This window comes from Paenibacillus turicensis, from assembly GCF_017873435.1.
GTDB lineage: Bacteria > Bacillota > Bacilli > Paenibacillales > Paenibacillaceae > Fontibacillus > Fontibacillus turicensis.
The window spans coordinates 50,609-74,105 of the sequence record NZ_JAGGKG010000011.1; the positions used below are offsets into that span (position 1 = coordinate 50,609).

General features: G+C 39.3%; 22 protein-coding genes. 6 read left to right on the forward strand and 16 right to left on the reverse strand.

The annotated features are described in order from the left end of the window. Positions 1 to 16: 16 nt before the first annotated feature. The 3 genes from J2Z32_RS12580 to J2Z32_RS12590 all read right to left on the reverse strand — a co-directional run bounded on the left by J2Z32_RS12580 (position 17) and on the right by J2Z32_RS12590 (position 3,315). Positions 17 to 1,492 (reverse strand): L,D-transpeptidase family protein, encoded by a 1,476-nt coding sequence (locus tag J2Z32_RS12580; RefSeq protein WP_210089518.1) that lies wholly within the window; start codon positions 1,490 to 1,492, stop codon positions 17 to 19. 170 nt (positions 1,493 to 1,662) lie between these two features. Next, a complete protein-coding gene (locus J2Z32_RS12585; protein ID WP_210089519.1) occupies positions 1,663 to 1,905 on the reverse strand; it encodes a ferredoxin in 243 nt (80 codons plus the stop codon). 123 nt (positions 1,906 to 2,028) lie between these two features. After that, entirely contained in the window at positions 2,029 to 3,315 is a 1,287-nt protein-coding gene (locus tag J2Z32_RS12590) for a DNA polymerase IV (RefSeq protein WP_210089520.1), read from the reverse strand. 227 nt (positions 3,316 to 3,542) lie between these two features. On the opposite strand from J2Z32_RS12590, the gene cimA reads away from it, so the two are divergent. After that, on the forward strand, positions 3,543 to 5,162 hold the full coding sequence (gene cimA / locus J2Z32_RS12595) for a citramalate synthase (RefSeq protein ID WP_210089521.1): 1,620 nt from the start codon (positions 3,543 to 3,545) through the stop codon (positions 5,160 to 5,162). A gap of 106 nt (positions 5,163 to 5,268) precedes the next feature. On the opposite strand, the gene J2Z32_RS12600 is transcribed toward cimA, so the two are convergent. The 8 genes from J2Z32_RS12600 to J2Z32_RS12635 form a co-directional block, all read right to left on the reverse strand. Next, positions 5,269 to 5,877, reverse strand: a complete 609-nt coding sequence (locus J2Z32_RS12600; RefSeq protein ID WP_210089522.1) for a TlpA family protein disulfide reductase — start codon at positions 5,875 to 5,877, stop codon at positions 5,269 to 5,271. A gap of 87 nt (positions 5,878 to 5,964) precedes the next feature. Next, positions 5,965 to 7,464 (reverse strand): M56 family metallopeptidase, encoded by a 1,500-nt coding sequence (locus tag J2Z32_RS12605; RefSeq protein ID WP_210089523.1) that lies wholly within the window; start codon positions 7,462 to 7,464, stop codon positions 5,965 to 5,967. Positions 7,465 to 7,468: 4 nt separating this feature from the next. Next, on the reverse strand, positions 7,469 to 7,864 hold the full coding sequence (locus tag J2Z32_RS12610) for a BlaI/MecI/CopY family transcriptional regulator (protein WP_210089524.1): 396 nt from the start codon (positions 7,862 to 7,864) through the stop codon (positions 7,469 to 7,471). A gap of 19 nt (positions 7,865 to 7,883) precedes the next feature. Next, on the reverse strand, positions 7,884 to 8,468 hold the full coding sequence (locus J2Z32_RS12615; RefSeq protein WP_210089525.1) for a hypothetical protein: 585 nt from the start codon (positions 8,466 to 8,468) through the stop codon (positions 7,884 to 7,886). Between the two features lie 216 nt (positions 8,469 to 8,684). Beyond that, positions 8,685 to 9,098 carry a hypothetical protein gene (locus tag J2Z32_RS12620; RefSeq protein ID WP_210089526.1) on the reverse strand — a complete coding sequence of 138 codons (414 nt, stop codon included), beginning with the start codon at positions 9,096 to 9,098 and terminating at the stop codon, positions 8,685 to 8,687. A gap of 202 nt (positions 9,099 to 9,300) precedes the next feature. Continuing rightward, positions 9,301 to 10,032: an exonuclease domain-containing protein gene (locus tag J2Z32_RS12625; protein ID WP_210089527.1), complete on the reverse strand. Its 732-nt coding sequence runs from the start codon at positions 10,030 to 10,032 to the stop codon at positions 9,301 to 9,303. Continuing rightward, positions 10,029 to 11,093 (reverse strand): DUF294 nucleotidyltransferase-like domain-containing protein, encoded by a 1,065-nt coding sequence (locus J2Z32_RS12630; protein WP_210089528.1) that lies wholly within the window; start codon positions 11,091 to 11,093, stop codon positions 10,029 to 10,031. Before J2Z32_RS12630 ends, J2Z32_RS12625 begins: the two co-directional genes overlap by 4 nt. A gap of 56 nt (positions 11,094 to 11,149) precedes the next feature. Next, positions 11,150 to 12,562 (reverse strand): ammonium transporter, encoded by a 1,413-nt coding sequence (locus J2Z32_RS12635; RefSeq protein ID WP_210089529.1) that lies wholly within the window; start codon positions 12,560 to 12,562, stop codon positions 11,150 to 11,152. Between the two features lie 496 nt (positions 12,563 to 13,058). Between J2Z32_RS12635 and J2Z32_RS12640 the strand changes: the two genes are divergently transcribed. From J2Z32_RS12640 to J2Z32_RS12650, 3 genes are all read left to right on the forward strand, one after another. Then, positions 13,059 to 13,493, forward strand: coding sequence for a MerR family transcriptional regulator (locus J2Z32_RS12640; RefSeq protein WP_210089530.1), 435 nt, complete (start codon positions 13,059 to 13,061; stop codon positions 13,491 to 13,493). 248 nt (positions 13,494 to 13,741) lie between these two features. Next, on the forward strand, positions 13,742 to 14,422 hold the full coding sequence (locus J2Z32_RS12645) for a zinc metallopeptidase (RefSeq protein WP_210089531.1): 681 nt from the start codon (positions 13,742 to 13,744) through the stop codon (positions 14,420 to 14,422). A 162-nt stretch (positions 14,423 to 14,584) separates the two neighbouring features. Next, positions 14,585 to 15,067, forward strand: coding sequence for a GyrI-like domain-containing protein (locus J2Z32_RS12650; RefSeq protein ID WP_210089599.1), 483 nt, complete (start codon positions 14,585 to 14,587; stop codon positions 15,065 to 15,067). 337 nt (positions 15,068 to 15,404) lie between these two features. Here J2Z32_RS12650 and araA read toward each other — a convergent pair whose 3' ends face one another. From araA to J2Z32_RS12665, 3 genes are all read right to left on the reverse strand, one after another. Continuing rightward, entirely contained in the window at positions 15,405 to 16,826 is a 1,422-nt protein-coding gene (gene araA / locus J2Z32_RS12655; protein WP_210089532.1) for an L-arabinose isomerase, read from the reverse strand. Between the two features lie 249 nt (positions 16,827 to 17,075). Continuing rightward, on the reverse strand, positions 17,076 to 17,771 hold the full coding sequence (locus tag J2Z32_RS12660) for an L-ribulose-5-phosphate 4-epimerase (RefSeq protein WP_210089533.1): 696 nt from the start codon (positions 17,769 to 17,771) through the stop codon (positions 17,076 to 17,078). A gap of 3 nt (positions 17,772 to 17,774) precedes the next feature. Then, positions 17,775 to 19,391, reverse strand: a complete 1,617-nt coding sequence (locus tag J2Z32_RS12665) for a xylulokinase (RefSeq protein ID WP_210089600.1) — start codon at positions 19,389 to 19,391, stop codon at positions 17,775 to 17,777. 323 nt (positions 19,392 to 19,714) lie between these two features. Here J2Z32_RS12665 and J2Z32_RS12670 point away from each other — a divergent pair, with 323 nt between their 5' ends. Then, positions 19,715 to 20,806, forward strand: a complete 1,092-nt coding sequence (locus J2Z32_RS12670; protein ID WP_210089601.1) for a GntR family transcriptional regulator — start codon at positions 19,715 to 19,717, stop codon at positions 20,804 to 20,806. A 14-nt stretch (positions 20,807 to 20,820) separates the two neighbouring features. Here the strand turns inward: J2Z32_RS12670 and J2Z32_RS12675 are convergent, their stop codons facing one another. Further along, the gene (locus J2Z32_RS12675; RefSeq protein ID WP_210089534.1) at positions 20,821 to 21,354 is read right to left on the reverse strand and encodes a GNAT family N-acetyltransferase; all 534 of its coding nucleotides are present in this window, start codon (positions 21,352 to 21,354) and stop codon (positions 20,821 to 20,823) included. A 788-nt stretch (positions 21,355 to 22,142) separates the two neighbouring features. Further along, positions 22,143 to 22,760, reverse strand: coding sequence for a rhomboid family intramembrane serine protease (locus J2Z32_RS12680; RefSeq protein ID WP_210089535.1), 618 nt, complete (start codon positions 22,758 to 22,760; stop codon positions 22,143 to 22,145). A 106-nt stretch (positions 22,761 to 22,866) separates the two neighbouring features. Here J2Z32_RS12680 and tpx point away from each other — a divergent pair, with 106 nt between their 5' ends. Then, positions 22,867 to 23,379, forward strand: coding sequence for a thiol peroxidase (gene tpx, locus J2Z32_RS12685; protein ID WP_210089536.1), 513 nt, complete (start codon positions 22,867 to 22,869; stop codon positions 23,377 to 23,379). Positions 23,380 to 23,497 lie beyond the last annotated feature (118 nt).

The following is a 23,497-nucleotide window of genomic DNA, read 5'->3' on the forward strand; positions in this document are numbered from 1 at the left end:
TTGATCTTTAATTAATTTAGTTTAACCAACGATATACTTTGTTAGGATTAGTCTGATCTTGCCTCTTACTAAGAACAAAACGATCCTCGGGTACATTTTGCAAAGAAGCTAAGGATTGTGATGTTATTGTCACCTTCGTCCCTTTTGGGGCAAGATCAAACAATTCCTCTATATCCTCTTTTAGCATACGCACACAACCTAACGATAAGTCCTTCCCCATGCTCGAAGGCTCGTTTGTACCATGAATCGCATAATTGGTGTCAGATAACTGCATTCCCCGACTGCCAAACTCTCCATCACTTCGCCCATTTGGATTTATGACCTTATCACTAATTTGAAATTGTCCTTCAGGTGTTTTTGCGCCACCTAATCCAACCTTGTAGCTTCTGAGCACAACCTGACCACTCACAACCATTAATTGATGTAGCTTTTTATCAACGATAATTTCTAGAGGTCTTGTAAAATAAGGACCATTCCCAGGCTCAAACTGTCGGTCCTGTGACAGAGTGCTAACGTTTCTTTGCGCTGATGTTTGGTGATTTTCAGCCTTGCCCGCCTGTGCTTGTTGCCCATTCCCCTTCTGCTCGACAGCAATTATTTTATGTAGTAGCGGTTCAAACTCCTGCTCCATCACCGCATCGGATCCGGCTAACCAGTTGTCAGGGAACGGCTGCGTTAAAGCAGATAGATCAGTCGGATATTCTCCCTTGCTCTCCTTATACGAAATAATCGCAGTCGTTAATACCGCTAAAGACTCCTGACGATTGATCCATTTTTTGGCTTGCTTTTGTAGCTTGGTTGTATTTGGCACATCGCATTTACAGTAGCGCTCATCATACGATTGAAGTGTTGTAACCCCTGTTTCCTTATCTTGTTCGATTCCGTATACGACAGGCATATTTTTTGACCAAACCCAATAATCCCCTGATTTCCCCATGCCCAAAACATGAATAGCTTCTGGACCATCCACACTTGTATCTAATAAATTACCAATGAACTGCATCCTTTGACTTGCGGTTCCCGTATACCCTCTTGCGGTAAATAGCGGACCTTCTATCAATACTTGAGGTTTGGTAGGTTGCACTGTCTCTTCTTGTTCTGAAAATGTTACATCTGCAGCTAAATCACCATCCTGACTTAACTGACCTTGGTCCACCCAGTCTGACATGACAATGTCACTTCCTGGGGCATGTGCAAAAGGCATCCACAATAATAAAATAAATAATAAAAGCAAACCGATCTTCCGAATGAGCTTACTTTGGGATTCCTTGCGTTTAGTTTGTTCAACTATACCTTCCTTATAATCATCTAACACCTCAGAACGAATCGAGGTAGATTCAAATGCTTCATACACCTCCCCTGCCTTCATATAGCAATAATGCGCTTTACCTATTTGACCGGATGCCTCGTATTCCTTGCCAAGCAAATACCAAGACATTTTATTTTTAGGATGCTCCTCGACATATTTTTTAAGATAATTTGAGTTTTTCATCTATGCCTCCAAAAAATTTAAAAATGATGAAATCAATGCGATCATTTTCCATTCCCTCCTAATATATCGGTATTTTACAGGTGCATTCTAAATGTTTTACTAAAAATAAAAAAAGCCAACTCCCGCAAAAAGCAGAAATTGACTTTGTTTATGCTCAAAATGGAGAAGCCTTAGCCTTCCATGTTAAATGGCTCGTCCGCAATTTTAATGGAATCTGTTGGACAACCGTCACATGCATCTTCCAAATCCTCATACATGTCTTCCGGAATTTCAACGTTCCCTTTGTTACCATCATTATTGTAGATGACTTCTGCCAAACCTTCGTCATCATAATCATAAATATCGGGTGCCGTTGCTCCACATGCACCACAAGCGATGCAAGTATCTTTTTCAACCCAAGTATATTTAGCCATTACTCTTCCTCCTGAATTAAACGGTATAACCGTGTTAAATATTAAACAAGTACTTTCCCAATATAATATAAATAAAGACCAATTTCAATCCAAATGCCAAAAAATTACAACTGATAATTATTATCAATCCTCTTCCTCTTTCAAAAGGAAATCTCGTTGCAGCGATGTACCTCTCACCTTATAGTTACGAATTAAAGCGGAAGGGTCATCACCAAGCATCCCTGCTGTCATAATTGCATCCTCTCCGAATTTATCTCGTAGCTTGTCCATTGTTTGTAGCAACTGCTCTTTCTGCGGTTGCTTCGCGTAGTCAAACAGGTCTAGCTGTAATGCAACTTCATCCTTAGGCACTAAATTTTGAACAGTAATGCCTAACAATCTAACCGGCTTATCGTCATTAAAATGACGTTCATACAAGCGACAAGCTTCTGTATAAATATCTTTTGTCATTTCTGTGACATGTGGTAAGGTTTGTGATCTTGTGTACGTCACCATTTCAGGCGTTCTTACTGTAATTTGCACTGTACCTGCCATTAAATTTTGTCTGCGTAAGCGACGTGCCACTTGATCCGCAACATTTAACAGTACCCGCTTAATGTCATCAAGCTGTGAAATATTATGGGGTAATGTTGTGGTGTGACCAATTGATTTATTTTTTTCACGTTCCTCAATGACAGGTGAGTCATCTAAACCGTTTGCCGCGCGCTTCATCCAGATCCCATTGATGCCAAATCGCTCTGTTAAGAGCTTTTCTTCGGCTGCGGCAAGCTGACCAATCGTGAAAATAGACATTTTCGTCAACTTCTCAGCGGTTTTCCGTCCAATCCCAAACAAGTCACGACAAGGTCGATGCCATAGTAATTTGGGTACATCTCTTAACCTCAGGACGGTAATTCCATTTGGCTTTTTCATATCCGATGCCATTTTTGCCAGTAGTTTATTAGGGGCAATGCCGATGGAGCAAGGTAAATGTAGCTCTGTGGCTACACGCTTTTGAATTTCAGTTGCGATATCGAGGGGAGTACCAAACTGCTTAGAACCTGTAATGTCCAAAAAGCATTCATCAATCGACATTGCTTGCAAAAGTGGCGTATAGCTATAAGCGATGTCCATAAATGCTCTAGAATATTTACGATATAAATGAAAATTAGGCTGAATGACCATCAGCTCTGGACACTTTTGCAGTCCTTGACTTACGGTCATTCCTGTCGCTACACCTTTGCTACGGGCAGTATATGAACAAGTAACAATGACACCTCTACGTAGCTCCACACTACCAGCAACTGCGGTTGGCTTCCCTTTATATTGAGTTGGGTCCTCGGCCTCGTGTACAGAACAATAAAAAGCATTCATATCAATATGAAGTATCACCCTGCCACGAGTCGGATAATAGTCTTCTACCTTTTTCAACGCCGGTCCCTCACCTTTCAGTTCATTTATAACCCTGAAAATATCTCCTTAAAGTAACCTCTTATAAGAATACATGTTTGGTTCTATGCAAGCAATACCATACATCATATAGAATTTATAGGGATTAAATTTAAGATTAAAAAAAGATTGTGTTACATTACAGCGTCAAAATGATATAATAATAAAAATTTATATAATAATGCATCCAAAAGGGGGATTCTTCTACCATGTCAACGGCATTATCCATCTTTGATACAACGCTACGCGATGGAACCCAAGGTGAAGGAATCAGCTTGTCAGCTGATGATAAGCTGAAAATTGCACTGAAGCTAGATCAGTTGGGTGTACATTATATTGAAGGTGGCATTCCTGGGAGCAACAATAAGGATATTGAATTCTTCAAGCGAGTAAAGGAACTTGGTCTGTCTGCCAAGATTACAGCCTTTGGAAATACAAGACGCAAAAATAGTAAAGCGGAGCTAGACTCTAATCTGAGCAGCATCATCCAGTCAGGGGCTCAGGCTTCATCGTTAGTAGGCAAAGCGTGGGATTTCCATGTGCATACAGCACTCCAAACGACTCTCGAAGAAAACCTAGCCATGATTCATGATTCTATCGCCTATTTGAAGCAACATGGACTTGAGGTTTTGTTTGATGCAGAACACTTTTTTGATGGCTACAAACGTAATCCTGAATACGCACTCGCAGTTATGAAAACCGCAGAGGCAGCAGGTGCAAGTCATATTGTGATGTGTGATACCAATGGTGGAACAATGCCACATGAGGTTTACGACATTACAGCCATCCTCAAAGGGCAAGCAACAACTGCAAAATTAAGCATCCATACCCACAACGATTGTGAATTGGCGGTAGCAAATGCGATTAGTGCAGTTCGTGCTGGTGCGGAGCAAATTCAAGGCACGATGAATGGCTACGGCGAACGTTGTGGAAACACCAACTTATGTTCTGTCATACCGAACCTTCAGCTTAAGCTTGGTTATGAGGTTATTCCTGAACAACAGCTAGCTCAGCTTACAAATACAGCTAGATATATTAGCGAAGTTGCCAATGTATCGTTGCCTATCAACCAGCCGTATGTTGGAAACGCTGCATTTGCCCATAAAGGAGGCATCCATGTCTCCGCCATTTTACGAGATGCTAGAACGTATGAACATGTTGAGCCTGAAACCGTCGGAAATAAACAGCGTATATTAGTGTCTGATCTAGCGGGGCAAAGCAACATTTTGTCCAAAGCTCAGCAGCTAGGTATTGAGTTATCCCAAGATCAAGAAGGCACACAAAATCTCATTAAAAACATTAAAAATTTAGAGCACCAAGGTTATCAATTTGAAGGTGCTGACGCCTCCCTAGAGCTACTAATTCGTGAAGCAAATGGAGAGCTAAAAGAGCTATTTACATTTGAATCGTTTAAAATGCTTGTGGAAAAGGTGGCTGGCAACCCTGTTGTCTCCGAAGCCTTTGTAAAGCTAAAAATTGATGGAAATAGCCTGTACACCGCTGCGGAAGGAAATGGACCTGTTAACGCATTAGATAATGCGCTTCGCAAAGCGCTAATTACGTATTATCCTGGGCTTAAGGACATTCATCTATCCGATTATAAAGTACGTGTATTAGATGATAAAGATGCTACCGCTTCTAAAGTACGAGTCCTAATTGAATCGAGGGACTTCGTTACCTCATGGAATACAGTGGGTGTGTCTAGTAACGTTATTGAAGCCAGTTGGGAAGCGTTGGTGGATAGCTTACGTTATGCCCTACTTGGACAAACAAAACGTGAAAATCTAGAAGATGTTTCCTCGGTAAGTCAAGGGCTTATTAATCATTAGAAGGCTAACATGTAAATAAGTAAATGATTAAAAAGATAAAGCCTAACTCAAATATCCCTAAGGATAACGAGTTAGGCTTATTTATTGCCACTCCGCCCTATATACTTTATTTGATATCGTTAACGATCGTATCAAGCTTAGCCTGTAGCTGTTCCTTTGATAGTGAACCGATCTTAATTTCCTTTACAATCCCATTTCCGTCAATAAAAACGTGCGTAGGTAATGCCGCTCCACGGAACAATTTAAAAATATCCCCTTGCTCATCCTTCAAAACAGGAAACGTAAGCTTATATTTCTCCACAAATGCTTTAACATCCTGTTCGTTATCATACATGGTTGCATTAATTCCATACGCATCAAGCTTATCTTTATATTTTGCTGTAAGCTCCTCAATATCTGGTGCCTCAGATTGACACGGTCCACACCATGAAGCCCAAAAATGAATCCAAACCGGCTTTTGCGCAACATCTCCTTCATTTCCTTGCTTCGCTTTGCCGCCAATTTTATATTGTTTTCCATCTATCCCTTGTAATGAAAAAGCTGGTACCGCTTCTCCCACCTTGACTACATTAGTGTCAGCCGCATATGCACGTTGTTCCTTGACCCATGGCAAGCTAACGTTAAGTCCTAGACTACAAATTAATACGAAAACAGTTGAAACAGTAACCACCTTTATAAAAAAAGAGGATATGCTCCTGATTTGTTTACTTCTCATTTATGCACCATTCCTTTATTTCATTTTCAAATTATCAAGATACCCGTATTTGAAAATTATGATCAAAATGGAAGTAAAGTATTCACACTAATAAACCGTTACCTGTTTTTGTACTTTTAAATCTGATACGTTAACGACTTTTATTTGCCCACCTGCAAAGCTAGAAAGCTTTGTCGTTGTATAATGATGCTGAACCATAAATACAACTTGTCCATGTGTAAGCCTTTTATGTTCAAGCTGGTTTAACGTGTTTTGTGTAGCTATTACTGTTGGCTGTTGTGCCTGTAGCATCGCAATTGGCCATAGCTCTACTAACCCCTTAATAAACCAATTGTATTCCACGTTTTGTTTAACTAGTAGCTTAATGTGATCATCATCACCAGATAAGCCAGCTATTTGTGAGGACATCGTTTCAATCGATGACAACGCTTTAGGATTGATCCCGTTTTCGAGCCAAAAAACATAACAGGTTGGTGTCGCATCAAAATATTGTTTAACATTTGCATAGGTTGGACTTATAGGCAAAAGCAATAGAGCCATAATGATAATGAAAACACCATTTCGTATCCCTTTACGTTTATTATATTTACTTGATTGGTGTAGCTGTTTACTAATCTCTTCTACCCGCTCTGCTAGCTGTGATTGTTTAGGACGCCAGTACACCCCAGCCTCATATGTATGGTACATCTTATCATTGTATTGTCCTTGTTTAATAAGGAGCAGACCGTAATGACTACACTCCTGCGTCTTCAGTTGCTTTAGCACCCTAGCATCACAACTTAATTCAATGTCTTTCCTTAATTGCCTCATTCCCCACATGATCAACGGTTGAAACCAAAATACAATTTCAATCCAACACGAAACAAGATGTCTTATTACATCTTTGTGCTTTACATGCTCGAGCTCATGTAACAAAATATAACGTAATTCCTCCATCGAATATAAATCCAAATAATCATAGGGTAACAAAATAGTTGGTTTAAGCCACCCCATTAAAACAGGAGACAGTGTGCCAGAAACCTTTAACTTCACATTCCTTTTTAATCGAAGCTGTTGTTTACAAGCTAATAACAACTCCAGTGTTACGCCATGCTGGCATATGACTCCCCCACCATAAACTCTCTTACTTTTACGTTGTTGTCGCCACATTCTCATCAAACCAACACTAAAACCCATAAGCCATATGAACCCGATACCATTAATTACTTGATTGCGCGCCTTCATCTTAGCCACCATGTCTAAGGAGCTTGGATCAAGGTTGGCTTGGTCACTTAATGAGGTGATTGTATTTAATCTCCAGCTTGTTTCAAGTTTATACCACGATTCAGCCACATTACTTAGTGCCTCGTTAATATATGGCTTATCAAACAAAAATGGGTCACTAAAGCTTTCAACATTGAAGGGTGTTGGAACAGGGATGGGCAAAATTAACTTCACCACAAGGATTAGCCATAGCCATGACATTACCGTAGGTGTAATCCACTTTCGCCCCCATCTACGTAAGAAGATTAAAAGCACCACGATGATGGATGCTGTTAGGGATATTTCAAATAGGTTAAAAAATATAATTTGCAAAACAGCTGACATAGAGCTATTCCTCCGAACTATTCTCCTTGAGCTTTAGCAAATCCGTTAAACGTTTGGCTTCACTGCTTGAAATTCCTTTGTCCTTTAAAAAACCGACGAGCATTGTACCAACATCGCCCTCATAATATAATTCTAAAAATTGTTCTCGTTCCTGCTTTAAATAATCCTCTTCTTGAATTAAAGGATAGTAGTGATAGATTCGACTATCCTTGATATCGACACTGTAACCAACCAATTGCTTATTTACGAGATTTCTGAGTAGCGTCTTAATGGTACGAAAATGCCATTTAGAGCTTTTAGATATTTCATCTACAATTTGTGCTGCTGTACATTGTTGCTTATTCCATATCACCTTCATTACTGCTAGCTCTGATGGTGGTATTCGATAGTCTTTATTCATAAGCTTCCCTCCACTATAGTTAATATAGCTTATCTAGGGAGGGAGCAACAGTGTAAAAAGGAGAATAACCATTTAAATAATGATTAAAAAGAGAATTATCATAATTGAGGGTGTACGGATATGCTGGAAATGCTGAAAACGCACCATTTACACCTGTCATCATATTTTGTAATCGCAAAACATCTAACATAGTTGAATTTGACGCTATTGACTCTGAGGCATTAGAACTTATAAAGTTTCTGGATAATATAGCTTTAGTTAACGCCTCATTTTTATTTTTTGCAACGGCTTGTACTGGAGCTTGAATCTCTGCTTTCTTAATTTTTTTTGTGGTTTCACCTTCTACTTGAGTACTCAATTTGCGATTAGAACTTGGTTGTGCATGAATCTGCGCCAACGTATTGCTAAAAGTAGGGCGCTCAGGAAGAGTTAGATAGTTGTTTTTATCCAGTTCATCTACTCCACTTAACTTCTGATTCCAATCCACATTCTCCTCACCAGTCAATCGCTTCTCCCATTGCATTATCCCAGCATTGCGGCGCTTCATATTCAATTGAACCTCATCTACATAACGATGAATACCTTGAGTTACTAGCCCTGTCATCTACTCCACCTCATTCATAAAATTTTAATTGGACTATAATAATAGTCCTTTTAAAAATAGCATTAACTGACTTTTGAGCTATTGTAATATTACACTATTAATTATTATCGGTAGAATAAAGATTATATTTATAGTCTATTTTAAAAAAAGTAAAAAGCAACCCTCTAATAAGGAAATCTCCTCATTTTAAGAGCTGCTTTACCTAGTGATAGCGATTTAATCAATCGTATCAATTTTCCAATCCCCTTGCTTATTTTTACTAATTGCATACATCATTTTGACATCTTCTAAAGTATTTGTTGCTTGATTCAATCGCTCTCCAACAAGAGTGATACGCAGTTGAATGTGATATTTAGTATTTCGTTCTATACTATCAATCCCTGTAAATTTATACTGAAATTGTTCTCCGTAATAATATTTCATGGCATCAGCTAGCTTTTCATTTACAAAGTCTGCTTGATAAAGCTTTTGATCGTGTGTGACTAACGCAGTTAAGTTGTTTTTTACTACGTTCAGCGCTTCACGTTCATTTACTTCTAATTGCTTCTCATAGGAATCGATGTCAAAAGCTATTTCCGCTTTAAAATCTTCATTGTTAGAAGTTTTGTATCTAGAATTAGTTCTGTCCATTTCGTCATTTTGCGTATGAACTGGAGCAACTCTTAAGTTTACTTCTCCTTCACACGCAGTGAGCAAAGAAATAAAGACTATCATCAAGAAGGTTACTCTCACTTTCAACACTTTCAGCATCTAATCTCACCTTTATTTAGCAATTTGTTAAATAGACGACTGAAAGTGAAAAAAAGTTTCCTAGTTCATATTTTTAGCTGACTCATTTACTCAAATATGCATATAAATCTCCTAACGTAATCACACCACGATCCCGAAGCTGTAATATTAACATCTTCCAAAGCTCTGCCGTCATTTTAGCATCCTCTAATGCATGATGACGCCTTGTAATCGTAATGTGATAGGCATCCAGCCATTCATCTAAGCTAGCAATGCTGTAATCGGGATTAAGCTTGCGTGCAATCATCATTGTATCTAATACCCGATGTCCTAAATGGGCTTTGGTTGTTTTCCATAGGGCAACATCTAGAAAGGCTTTATCATGCGCACTGCCATGTGCAATAAGCACACGATCATCCACAAACGCCATAAATTCTCTTAATGCCTCAAGTAAGCTTGGAGCCTCCCCTGCCAATTCTGCTGTAATCCCAGTCAATTCACTAATCCGTTCAGGAATCGTACAAGTAGGCTTAACTAAAGAATAAAATTGTTCATTACTTTCTAACTCCCCTTGCACCTTTACCGCACCAAAGGAAAGAATTTCATCCCCATAATGATAATGAAAACCTGTTGTTTCCAAATCAAATACAACCGTCTTCAGTTCTAACAGTGGGACATGTAACGTCTCTGGCTTTCGTTGACCCTTCGTCAAGGACCGAACAAAGGCAATTTGCTGAGCGCTAGGCGCTCCTAACATAGAAGCAATTTTTGGAGATAAACCTCCGCCTTTTAACGCCTCCCAAAACCCTCCATTCCCCTTCATTTGATCCTTCATAGCCATTTCCTTTCCGCATAGCGGTGCTGACGTTGTAGCGTGCGATACATTAACCGTACCGTTCCGAGTGCGTTACGTAGCTCTGAGCGTACTTCCTTTTGCTTAATTACAACTTGAGGTAAATAATTAGTCCCATCCAGTGAGCCATCAGCACGACGAATAGGTGAAATCGATCTAAGCTTTATTGCTGTGTCAAAGGCCTCACGGCACGATTCCAGCCAGCGAATCGGAACAGCTTCTAATTGATGGAGCTGCAATATTCTTTCCCATGTTGAGGAAGCATGTATGCCATATTGCAAACTTAAGTATCTGATTGCATTCACAAGCGGAATATATAACCCATATTTAAGATCAAAATCACCTGCATGATCTCCAACCGGCTCAGTAATGAGCTGCCCCAATACATTTAAGGCCGCTTTGTGTCTGAGTGTATTACGTAAAATTGCCGCAGACAAATCTTCCCCGTATTCGTCTCCTTGATCAATGACTTTCGCAAATGCCATGCTTAGCTTCGCCGCAAGCTCCTGACTCCCCGCAATATAACGCATATCGGCAGCAATCATTAAATATCTCACCTGCTCCCAGCCACGTAGCCCACTCCAATACCAGAGTTGCTTCTCCCAATCCTTTAAGCATTTTCTCCATATTGGATTAGAGACCATGACATTGCCGGGACAAGGTGGATATCCCGCTTCCGTTAAGATCTGTACTAATCTATCACCAAAGGCTTGAAAATAATCACGTACTTGGTCCTCTTCTTCCCCGTCCCCAATTACCAATCCATTGTCCTGATCACTCCACAAAGTCTGCTCTTCTCGCCCTGCGCTACCAAATGCGATAAAGGCATACGGTGCTGGCGGAGGGCCAAAGCCCTCCTGTACCATTTTTTCCTCGCATAACATGACAGCTCTTCGCATCACAGCATCATGCAGATCTGAGACATTTCGATTCCACCGTTGAATTGGTGTTTCTTTATATAACTCATACAATTTTTCTTGTTCTTCCATTCGGGCTATCCTCAGCATGGCGGGAGAAGTAGCCGAGGCAATAGAATGACTCATTACAGCACTCCCTTTCTCGCTAGGACCGTCACTTTTCCATGTCAGTCTATTATAGTTTATGCACCAACATCAGGATTTTTGTTACCACTGACGATTTGAGAATTAAGAAGGCTCATTTGCTCTGGATAGCCATACGTACCATGCTCACTAATGTCTAACCCCATCATTTCTTCCTCTTCAGTTACACGTAGACCCATAAAGTATTTCATCGCTAGTAAAATCCCATAAGATAAGACGAATACAAAAGCAAAGGTACCGATAACACCAAGTGCTTGCACACCAACTTGCTCAAAGCCACCGCCATAAAATAGCCCTGCTTTGCCTACTCCTGTTGTCTCAGCAAGCTCCGGTGTTGCAAATAGTCCTGTTGAAATCGCGCCCCATACCCCTGCAATCCCATGTACTGAAAATGCATAGATTGGATCATCAAGCCCTGCACGATCAAACCATCTTGAGGTGAAGAAGGTTAACACGCCTGCAACTGCACCAATGACAACTGCTGCCCAAGCTTCTACGAACGCACATGCTCCAGTAATCGCTACAAGTGCAGCAAGCACACCATTTAACATACTCGGAATGTCTGATTTCCCCATTACAGCCCAAGAGATTAACAATGCAGCAACCGCACCAGCAGCAGCAGCTAAGTTGGTCGTCATCAACACATATCCAAAAAATCCATCGCCAAGCGGTGTTAATGCACTACCTGGGTTAAAGCCAAACCAACCAATCCATAAAATGATAACCCCTAACACCGTTAATACTTGGTTGTGTCCTGGAATACTGTTTGGCTTGCCATCCTTGTTATATTTACCAAGACGTGGCTTTAACAATATAGTTGCTGCTAACGCCGCTGTTGCACCTGTTAAGTGAACAACTGTGGATCCAGCGTAATCTTGCATACCAAGGTTACCTAACCAACCACCACCCCATACCCAGTGAGCAACGATCGGATAAATTACGATAGTAAAAATAATTCCAAAAATAATATAAACACTTAGCTTTGCACGTTCTGCCATACCACCACAAGCAATTGCGAGTGAAACTGCCGCAAAAGCCATTTGAAACAAAAACATTAAAATTAAAGGTACAGACGTTTCGGCAAATACACTAAATGAACCAATATCCCCTGCCCCGCCAAACATAAAACCGGTTGTTCCCCAAAAGGAGTTTCCATCGCCAAATGCAAAACCAAAACCTAATGCCCACCACGCAATTACGGTAATTCCTAACGTCAATACTGTTTTACCTGCAACGTGTCCCGCATTTTTCATTCGTACTGTTCCTGCTTCTAATAAAGCAAAACCAGCTTGCATGAAGAAAACTAACATCGCTGCAAGGAAAACAAACAAAGAATTCAAGCCAACTTCTAATACCGTATTGTTAACTTCTCCTTCTGCTGCAAAAGCTGAAATTGGAAAAGCTAACATTGCTAAACCACCAAATAGACTTAAAAGCACCTTTTTTCTCATTTACCCCACTCCTTAATGTCATGTTTCCTTACACAATAAAATTTATAAGGTGATTATAAGACCAAAATATCCAATAACACAATAGGTTTTTGAAAAAAAATCGTAAATTTGCACTTTGTGTAACATTATATGTAACATATAGTCACACATTTTAGAAAGCCACTATTTTTTATAAAGTATGACGTTTGACTGTACAGTTATAATTACAGTATGATTAAGTACATAAATTAAATTTTTAAAAATAATTCTGGCTCTATCTAGAAATTAGTACTTGCCAACGTTAGAAGTGCTACGATCCAGAGCGTTCTTGCGATTGTTGTTAAAATCATATTCCTTTTATTGAAGTCTATTTATGGATGGAATTTGATTTTAAGAGACCATCTTCAGAATCGCCCTGTCTCTTCGTTAGTTTGGATTAGTGGTCAAGAACTAATTTCAAGATTGAGCCGTAATTCTATCCTAATATAGGATAAAATGAGGTGAACATATTGGAGTTATGAAATTGTATCGAATCGGAGAATTGTCAAAAGTTGCAGGAATTAGTCAGCGGACGATTGATTATTACACGAAATTAGGGCTAATTTCGCCAGAGAAGCGCACTCAAAAAAACTATCGTCTGTATCATTCTGAAACCTTAAAACGACTTAAACGTATTCATCAAATGAAGGCCCAAAAGTATACGTTAGAGGAAATTAAGGAAAAGCTACTTAAATGGAATCAAGTGAGCCCTGAGGAGCAAATCAATGAGAAATTAACCTCGCTTGAGCTTCACATGCAGCAATTAGAGAAGGAAGTGAAGGAACTGGAGCCTTTAATTTCTAATTTAAAGCCAAACCAAGCAAAACGCGCTTTTTCTCACCTGACACCACAAAGTGTTGCATGTATTGAGGCATTACAATTTTTATTAAATAATAGTAATCCGTTTAGCTAAAGCTAGGCTCAATAAATAATTAATGCCTGACAATTTTGAAGCATGAGGCTTCGGTGCAGAGAGTGGTTTCAACCGCTCGATTTTCTTGAATGAATATTTATTTGATGAAAATTCAACCTTAAAGGCGGACGCAAGCTTTTCCACCATCCTCTGCCCCTCCGCTTGTTATTGTTGATTTGTCAGTTATTAATCTAATATTGATCCAAAATAGCTTTAAAATTTCATACAAATTATGGGGGGATACCTAGATGTATATTAACTTAATGTATATTCCAATCATTTTAGCTTTTGGTTTATCCTTATGGGCTCAATTTAGAGTTAAAGGAACATTTAACAAATACTCTGAAGTACCTAACCAATATGGTCTTACAGGTTATGATGCAGCACGCCAAATGTTAGATGCCAACGGACTGTATGATGTGCCTATCGAGCCTATCCAAGGCAGCTTAACTGACCACTACGATCCGATCGCTCGTGTTGTCAGATTGTCTGAGCCAGTATATCATGAGCGTTCCGTGTCAGCGATTGCAGTTGCTTGTCACGAGGTAGGTCATGCAATTCAGCACAAGGAAGCCTATCCAATGCTTGTAGCACGTCATCGGATGTTCCCTGTTGTGAACTTCGCTTCAGGAATTGCACCATTTATGTTAATCTTAGGTTTTATTTTTAACTTTACAGGATTAATTGGACTAGGCATTTTATTTTTCTCCTGTGCTGTCTTGTTCCAGCTTGTCACATTGCCAGTAGAATTTGATGCAAGTAACCGCGCACGCCGTATTATGTTAAGCAACGGCTTGGCAACCAACCAAGATGAGCGTGGTGTAGGTAAGGTGTTAAATGCTGCTGCATTAACGTATGTTGCTGCCGCACTAGTGTCCTTACTTGAACTATTACGCTTGATCTTAATTTTTGTAAACAACAGGGATTAATCTAAATTTTTATAATTTAAACACAAAGAATCGATTCGTTATTGGATCGGTTCTTTTTTTATTTCTGACCTACAAAATGCTTGTATTATCTACGCTATATAGTAAAATAAAATAGAACAAATGTTCTTGTTTGATTTCTTAATTTGAGGGGGAAAACAAGTGATGGTTAAGATTGATATTATCGTTAAACCGCAGTTCACAGTCATTGGACAAATGGGTCAGGGACTTGCCAGTAACAGTGCTATTTGGATACCACCATTATGGCAAGAAGCCAACAGTCGATTTTCTGAAATAAGCCATCTTGCAAAAATGACTTCAGAAGGACTTATTGCTGGAATTTGGGGTGCGATGAGTGATGTGAATGAAAAGTTCGAAAGATGGGCTACTGAAGGTAAATATTTAGCAGGATGTGAGGTTTTAGATGATGCAGAGGCGCCTGATGGGTGGGTGAAATGGGTTATCCCTTCGTTTAAATACATTGTGGTCAAATGTAACCAAGCTTCCTATAAAGAAATCTTTAATCATATCCTCGAAGCCTATTTCCCTCATCACGAATATACATTAGCAGGAGCAGTACAAGAATTTTATCAACCTCAAGACCAAAATGGTGAGCTATCTTTATTATTCCCTATTGAGAAGTTATAACCTGTGTGCCCTGGATTATAAATAGACTGATTGTATACATTTATATTATAAAAAAGTGAGTACCCTAAAATAATGATTACTTAGGATACTCACTTTATATTATTAGTCTATTATAAATGGATAGGAGATTAAGCTTTAGATCAGAACTTGACAGCCAGCCCGAACTAGCGAAGAGACAGAGAGAATCTGGAGAAGCGGTAGCGGTTGTATTTAAAATCAGATTCTAACTATAAACTTCATATAATCTAGGGATCTGATTTTAACAACGATCGTATGAACTCTCTGTATCGTAGCTTCCACCTTCCAGGTGCTGTCAAGTACTGATAATAAACTGAACCTATTTAATTACAACGTACTCCAAGTTAACTAGCTTTGCATACGTAATAATTTGATCTGTTGTTAGGTTTAATGACACAACAGTGTGGTGACCACCACCGTTTTGAATCCAAGCCTGTACTCCGTCTTGGAAGTTTGGCTTCACTTTCCACATTACACGTGCTACAGGTAGCTTAGGTGCTGGGACAGTTGGTTCAAATGCTGAAACCTCGTTAATTAACAGCTTGAAATGTGTACCAAAGTCAGCCATAGAAACAACTACACCTTCACCTGCTTTACCATCAAACACAAGGCGAGCTGGGTCCTCACGATCGCCAATGCCTAATGGAGACACGATAATTTTAGGTTTATTGGCGGCTAATGTTGGGTCTACCTCTAACATATGTGATTGCAGGATCGCTTCTTGTCCAGCAGCTAGTTCATAAGTGTAATCCTCCATAAAACCTGTGTTTTGGTTATGACTCATTACCTTTAACAAGCGATCAAGCGCTGCTGTTTTCCAGTCGCCTTCACCTGCAAAGCCATACCCTTGTGCCATTAAGCGTTGCACTGCAAGACCTGGAAGCTGCTTCATGCCATGTAAGTCTTCAAAGTTGGAAGTGAAGGCATTGTAGCCTTTTTCATCCAAGAAACGCTTTATTGCAATTTCATAGCTTGCTTGGATTCTTACACTAGCTTCCCAAGCTTCTTTGGAATTAGTTCCATAATCAAACTCATAAGCTTCAGCATATTCTTTCATCAAATCATCAATTTCTTGCTCTGTCACTGCATTTACGTATTGAACAAGGTCACCGATGCCATAATAGTCTACCGTCCAACCCAATTGAATTTGCGCTTCAATTTTATCGCCATCTGTTACAGCAACATTACGCATGTTATCGCCAAAGCGAGCTACTTTAATGTTGAAGCTTTCATTATAAGCAACCGCTACGTCCATCCAATCTGCGATTTGCTGTTGTACCTCAGGACGTTCCCAATAGCCAACAACAATTTTATTTTGCTTGCCAAGACGAGCATTAATAAAGCCATATTCACGGTCGCCATGTGCCGCTTGGTTTAAGTTCATAAAGTCCATATCAATGGTGGACCAAGGAATACTTTCATTAAATTGTGTTGCTAAATGAAGTAATGGTTTTTGCAATAGCTTTGTACCACGAATCCACATTTTTGCAGGAGAGAACGTGTGCATCCAAGTTACTACACCTGCTACCTCATCACGATAGTTAATCTCCTTCATCATGCTCGTAATTTTATCAGCACTAATCGCTAAATCTTGCAATACTAACGGATAAGGTAATTTACCACTTTGGTTTAATGAATCTACCAATTTTTGTGCATTTGCTTTTACTTCTGCTAACGCTTCAGGACCATATAAATTTTGAGAACCTACAACAAACCAAAATTGTTTAGCTACTGCTGTCATAAACAATCATCCTCTTTTCCCTAATAAATTATTTTTTAATAATAATCATGGTTTGACAATCTATGAAGTAAGAGGCTACGTAGCAGAGAGTGGTTTCAACCGCTGTTAAGGTCCCATTTTCTTTTAAAACATATATTGAAATGATGAAATTGCGACCTTAAAGGCGGACGCTCTCGCTTTTCCACCATCTCCCTGCTCCTCCGCTAAGTTAGCTTATTGTCACTTCCTGATTTTCAAGTTGAATATTAATTATTTCTGACCGTAATAAGCATCTTTTCCATGCTTACGAAGATAGTGCTTATCCAAAATATTTTGTGGCAATTCCTTTGCAAAATGGTTTAATTCACGCGCATACAAATTCATTTTACAAACCTCTTCGAGTACAACACTGTTTACAACCGCGGATTTCACATCCTTCCCCCAAGTAAACGGTGCGTGACCATGCAATAACACGGCAGGAATCGCCATTACATCAAGTCCACGTTGCTGGAACGTTTCAATGATGACATTTCCAGTTTCCGCCTCATAACCACGATCAATTTCTTCTTGATTCAAAAAGCGTGCGCAAGGAACAGCACCATAAAAAGTGTCTGCATGGGTTGTGCCCATCACAGGTACATCAAGGCCAGCTTGCGCCCATATTGTTGCCCACGTGGAGTGAGTGTGAACAATGCCTCCAATCTCCGCATAATGCTTGTATAGCACAGCATGAGTTGGTGTATCTGACGAAGGTCTTAACTCCCCCTCTACCACGTTGCCGTCAAAATCAACAACAACCATATCGCTAGGTTTCATGGTATCATAGCTGACCCCACTTGGCTTAATTACAAACAACTCATGTTCACGATCAACCGCACTTGCATTTCCCCATGTGAACTTAACAAGCCCATGCTTCGGCAAATCTAGATTGGCTTGAAAAACTTCTTCTTTAAGCTGCTCTAGCATTTCTTATTCCCTCCCATTCTCTAGCAAATGATCTACAGCGGCTTGCTCAATCGCTAGACCACCTTGATAACGCTCCATAAATACTTCAAAGCCCTTCACATCAGTAGGGTCTGGTGAAATTTCTTGTCCTTCTACATCTTTAAACACTTTATGTTCAAGGAAATCCTCTAGCGTTTGGGATTGCTCCTTATTTTTCATAAACGATGCTAACAGCGCCATCCCCCACGCACCACCTTCACCTGCGGTAGACATGACAGAAATAGGAACATTTAAAGCAGCCGCAACAATTTTTTGTCCCACAATTGGAGTTTTGAACAAACCACCATGCGCCAAAATACTATCAATCGCCACATGCTCATTATGAGTTAAAATGTCCATACCTAGCTTTAGAGCACCAAATGCAGTAAATAAATGAGTTCGCATAAAATTAGCTAAATTGAAATTACTTTCAGGAGAACGAACAAATAACGGTCTACCTTGGTCAATACCTGTAATATTTTCACCAGATAAATAACCATAGCTAAGCAAGCCACCACCGTCAGGGTCACCCTCTAACGCTTTATTAAATAAGACGCTATACAATTTACCAGCATCTACTTCGTAGCCCATACTTTCAGCAAATTGACGGAACAAGCCGATCCAAGCATTTAAATCACTAGAGCAGTTATTGGCGTGAACCATCCCAACAGGATGTCCATTAGGCGTTGTCACCATATCAATTTCTGGGTACACCTTAGATAATTCCTTTTCTAACACGATCATGGCAAACACAGATGTCCCTACAGACACATTCCCTGTCCGTTTTTTCACACTATTTGTCGCGACCATACCTGTGCCTGCATCACCTTCTGGCGGACACAGCGGAATCCCGCCCTGCAAGTCTCCAGATGGGTCTAAAACGCGTGCGCCTGCTTCCGTTAATGCCCCTGCATCTTCACCCGCAAGATATACCTTTGGAAGAATACCTTGTAGACGCCATGGATAATTACGATCAGCGATCAGAGCTTCAAACTGCTCTACCATTCCTTGATGGTAGTTATGTGTACCTTCATCTATAGGAAAAACACCTGAAGCATCACCAATTCCGATTGCCTTATTGCCTGTTAACAACCAATGGATGTAACCTGCTAACGTTGTAACAAAATCAATCTGTGGCACATGCTCCTCTTGATTTAAAATTGCTTGATATAAATGAGCGATACTCCAGCGCTCCGGAATATTAAATTGAAATCTTTCTGTTAGCGCCTTTGCCGCCACACCTGTTGTTGCATTACGCCATGTGCGGAACGGGACAAGCAGCTTGCCTGTCTGGTCAAATGCCATATAACCATGCATCATTGCAGAAAAACCAATTGCGCCTACAGTTTGCAGAGTAAGGCCATATTTTTCACTAACCTCTTGCTTCATTTCACGGTACGCAGTTTGAAGTCCTGTAATAATGTCCTCCTGATTGTAGGTCCAATATCCATCCTTCAACAAATTTTCCCATTCATAGCTTCCTGATGCAATCGTCACAAATTGGTCATCCATCAGCACTGCTTTAATCCGAGTAGATCCAAATTCGATACCTAAGGCTGTTTCTCCCTTAGCTATCGCTTCCTTTAAGCCTACATGATTCATAATCATGTATGCCTCCTCTCTGTGCATAGTTTGTACATAAACGATACAGTAAAAAATGAGGGCGATACTAGTTAATCTTTTGTCCTTAATTATACAAACAATAAAAGAATACGCTTTCTTATGCTCAGCAATAGTATATTTTTTGTACGTACATTTGTCAATATAAAGTAGTAGTTATACATACATAAAACGAATTAAAAATATGTCTATGTGCAAAAATTAGTTTTATTATCAAAGGGCCCCAACGTTTTCATTGCTTGCAATTCATGTTAAGATATGTACGTACAAATTTTAAAGGAACAAGGATGAGAATGATGAATGACATGAAACCGAAATATCAAGTCATTATTGATGATATAAAAAGCAATATTTTATCAGGAACCTATAAAGTAGGTGAACAGATCCCCACGGAGTTAGCCCTACAAGAAAGCTATAATGTTAGTCGGCAAACGGTACGTAAGGCAATTTTGGAATTGTCTAACGAGGGATTCTTGCGAAGTGAAAAAGGCTCTGGTACTTATGTAAGCCATCAATATCGCTCTAAAGCAAATGGGGGCGGGAGCAAAAAAACGATTGGTGTCATTACCACCTATATTTCCGATTATATTTTCCCGTCGATTATTCGTGGGATTGAGGGGCGTTTAAACGAAGATAACTATTCATTACTGTTAGCTAGTACCAATAACGATATGGCTCAGGAAAAAAAAGCACTAGAGATGATGCTCTCTTATGGTGTGGATGGTTTAATTATTGAGCCTACAAAAAGTAATTTGTATAATCCCAACATTGCTTACTACTTGTCCTTTAAGGAGCAAGATGTTCCTTTTGTTATGATTAATGCTTACTACGAGGAGCTAGATGTTCCTTTCTTTTGCCTAGATGATGTGCAGTCTAGTTATTTAGCCACCAAAGAGCTGATTCGAAAAGGTCATACTCAAATCGGAATTATTGCTAAAATGGATGATATGCAAGGTAAATATCGTATGAAGGGTTACATTAAAGCGCTTGGCGAGGCAAAATTACGTTTTCTACCAGAGCATGTGCTTTCTTTTGACACTGCCTCTAAGCTGGATTTGTCTAAAAATTTAGAAATCTTCTTAAGTGATCAGCGTGATGAGCTAACTGCTCTTGTCTGCTATAACGATGAGGTGGGGTTAGAAGTCGTAAATGTATGTAGGAGCCTCAACATTTCCATTCCAGATGAGCTGTCCATTATCGGTCAAGACAATTCCTACATTGCTAAAAATGCAAGCACCAAGCTAACGACCTTAACCCATCCGCAGGAGCAGATGGGTCGTGATGCCGCAGACTGGATTATTAAAAGCCTTCAAGGCAAAAAAGACTTGCCTAATCAAACCTATTATCAGCCTATGCTCATTGCAGGGGAAACGGTAAAGGAAATTGAAGTTGAGTAGTAGTATTTAAAGAATTATAAGGAAAACTCCAATTGAAAATCTCTTGGGTCACTCTCATATAGTTCTTTTTTTATTTCTATCGCCTCTTTACAACCAATCGCAAAATAAAATGCAATTGTTTCTTCAGCAGAACCAGCACAAATATATATTTTATCTGCTTTCCATTCTCTGGCTACTTCTGCAATTTTTAAGAACAATTTTTTTCCTATTCCTTTATTTCTATGCTCTAATGATATAAATAACTGGTCTAATAAAACGTAGTTATACTTTTCACCAAAGAACTCACGGTTTATTGTTGCGAATCCTATTAATTTGTTGCTTTCATCAAAAGCGCCTATAGCTTCGCCATCACTCAAAACAGTTGCTTTCAAATTATTAAAATGGTGTTTGTAACCATTAGCCCAATCAGAATCTTGATAATTTATGTCCACTAACTTGCGTTTTCCATCTACTTCTCTCCATGCTCTTTTTATAAATTGCGATGGATTCATATCATTTATTAGTTCACAATCTTCAACCATTAACTTCCTATACATTACTTTGGACATCAGTTACCTCCATGATAGATAAATATGTTTCATCCCTTAAATTAGTAGTTGACAACCAACCCACATTAGCGAAGAGACAGAGGGATTCTGGAGAAGTGAAACGTTCGTCTTTAAAACCAGCTTCTTACCCCTAACTTACAATTAAAAGAAGCTGGTTTTAACAACGATCGAAAGAACCCTCTATCTCGTAGCTTCCACCCCCTATTGCCAACTACTACATCAATCGAATGTATTTTGCACATAAAAAAAACGTACACCATATAAGGTGATGAGGCTAGCTCTACATGGTGTACGTTTTTTTTATTTTATATGTTTCATCCCTTAAATTAGTAGTTGACAATCAGCCCACACTAGCGAAGGAACAGAGGGATTCTGGAGAAGTGGAACGTTCGTATTTAAAACCAGCCTCTTACCCCTAACTTACAATCAAAAGAAGCTGGTTCTAACAACGATCGAAAGAACCCTCTATCTCGTAGCTTCCACCCCCTATTGCCAACTACTACATCAATCGAATTGTATTTTGCACATAAAAAAAACGTACACCATATAAGGAGATGAGGCTAGCTCTACATGTGTACGTTTTTTTATTTTATATGTTTCATCCCTTAAATTAGTAGTTGACAACCAACCCACATTAGCGGAGGGACAGAGGGATTCTGGAGAAGTGAAACGTTCGTCTTTAAAACCAGCTTCTAACTTCTACCTTATACTAAAAGGAAGCTGGTTTTAACAACGATCGAAAGAACCCTCTGTCTCGCAGCTTCCACCCTTCATTGTCAGCTACTAATTTAAAACCTCCCAGCAATTCGCTTACTAAACAATCCATAAATAAGGAATCCACCAGCCAACCCACCTAAATGCGCCATCCAGTTTACATTTGGCATAATAAATGAAAAAACAATACCAAAGATCAAAAGGCTGTATAATGTCTTGCGTGAGGTTTCATCCATTTTCATCCCCTGGAATAAGGCGATAAATAAAAACGCGCCATAAACCCCAAATACTGCGCCTGAAGCCCCAGTAGACAACGCAGCTCTGTCTAATGTTTGATAATACATTAAGGTGATTATATTCCCCACCACACCACTACCTAAATAAAGCAACAAATATCTAAAGCTTCCCATTAATCGCTCTAATGGTGGGGCAAAAACTAAGATCGAAAAGCTATTTGAAAATAAATGCTGAAATCCTTGGTGCAAAAATATTGCTGAGATCAAACGCCACCATTCCTGATCTGCTGGGGGAATATTCGTCAGCGCACCATATTGCAGCAATACGTATGGATCAGTTGATCCACCTTTCATCGTCAAAAAAATAAACGCCAACACATTGGCAAGTAACAATATACATGTAATTGGGTAATATTTGATATAGCTTTTCCAATTTTCGTACCGAATAAAAATCATGTAATCTATCCTTTCTGTAAGTCAATCATTGGACAAGTCCATTTTAAAAAGCTTATAATTAAAATTGTATCAAATTTATTATACAACGCTTAGGAGGAGAATAAAAATGACACAAGCTCGAGCAACATTTAAGGGAAATCCGATTACACTTATTGGACCAGAATTAAAGGTTGGGGATACAGCACCAGATTTCAAGCTTAACAAAGACCTCGTAACTGAAGTTTCCCTGAAAGACTATGAAGGAAAAATCAAATTAATCAGTGTCGTGCCTTCTCTCGATACAGGCGTATGCGATGCTCAAACACGTCGTTTCAATCAAGCAGCAGCTGATCTTGGTGAGGAAGTTGTTATCCTAACCGTTAGTGTTGACTTGCCATTCGCTCAAGCTCGTTGGTGTGGCGCAGCAGGTATTGAATCTGTGATCACACTTTCTGATTATAAAGATAATGAATTTGGCAAAGCCTATGGTGTACTAATTGATGAATTCAAGTTAGACCATAGAGCTGTTTTTGTTATCGACCAACATAACAAAATTCAATATGTAGAATACTTAAAGGAAATGGCTGACCATCCTAATTATGATGAGCCAATTCATGTGGTTAAAAAGCTGTTAGCTTAAACTTAATTACTCAAAAACCAAAACCAAGCAGCCCTAAATAATCATTAAAGAAATTTAAATTTAAGATCAAAGACGAAAGCGAGTAGAGAACAAATCCCTACTCGCTTTGTTTATAACA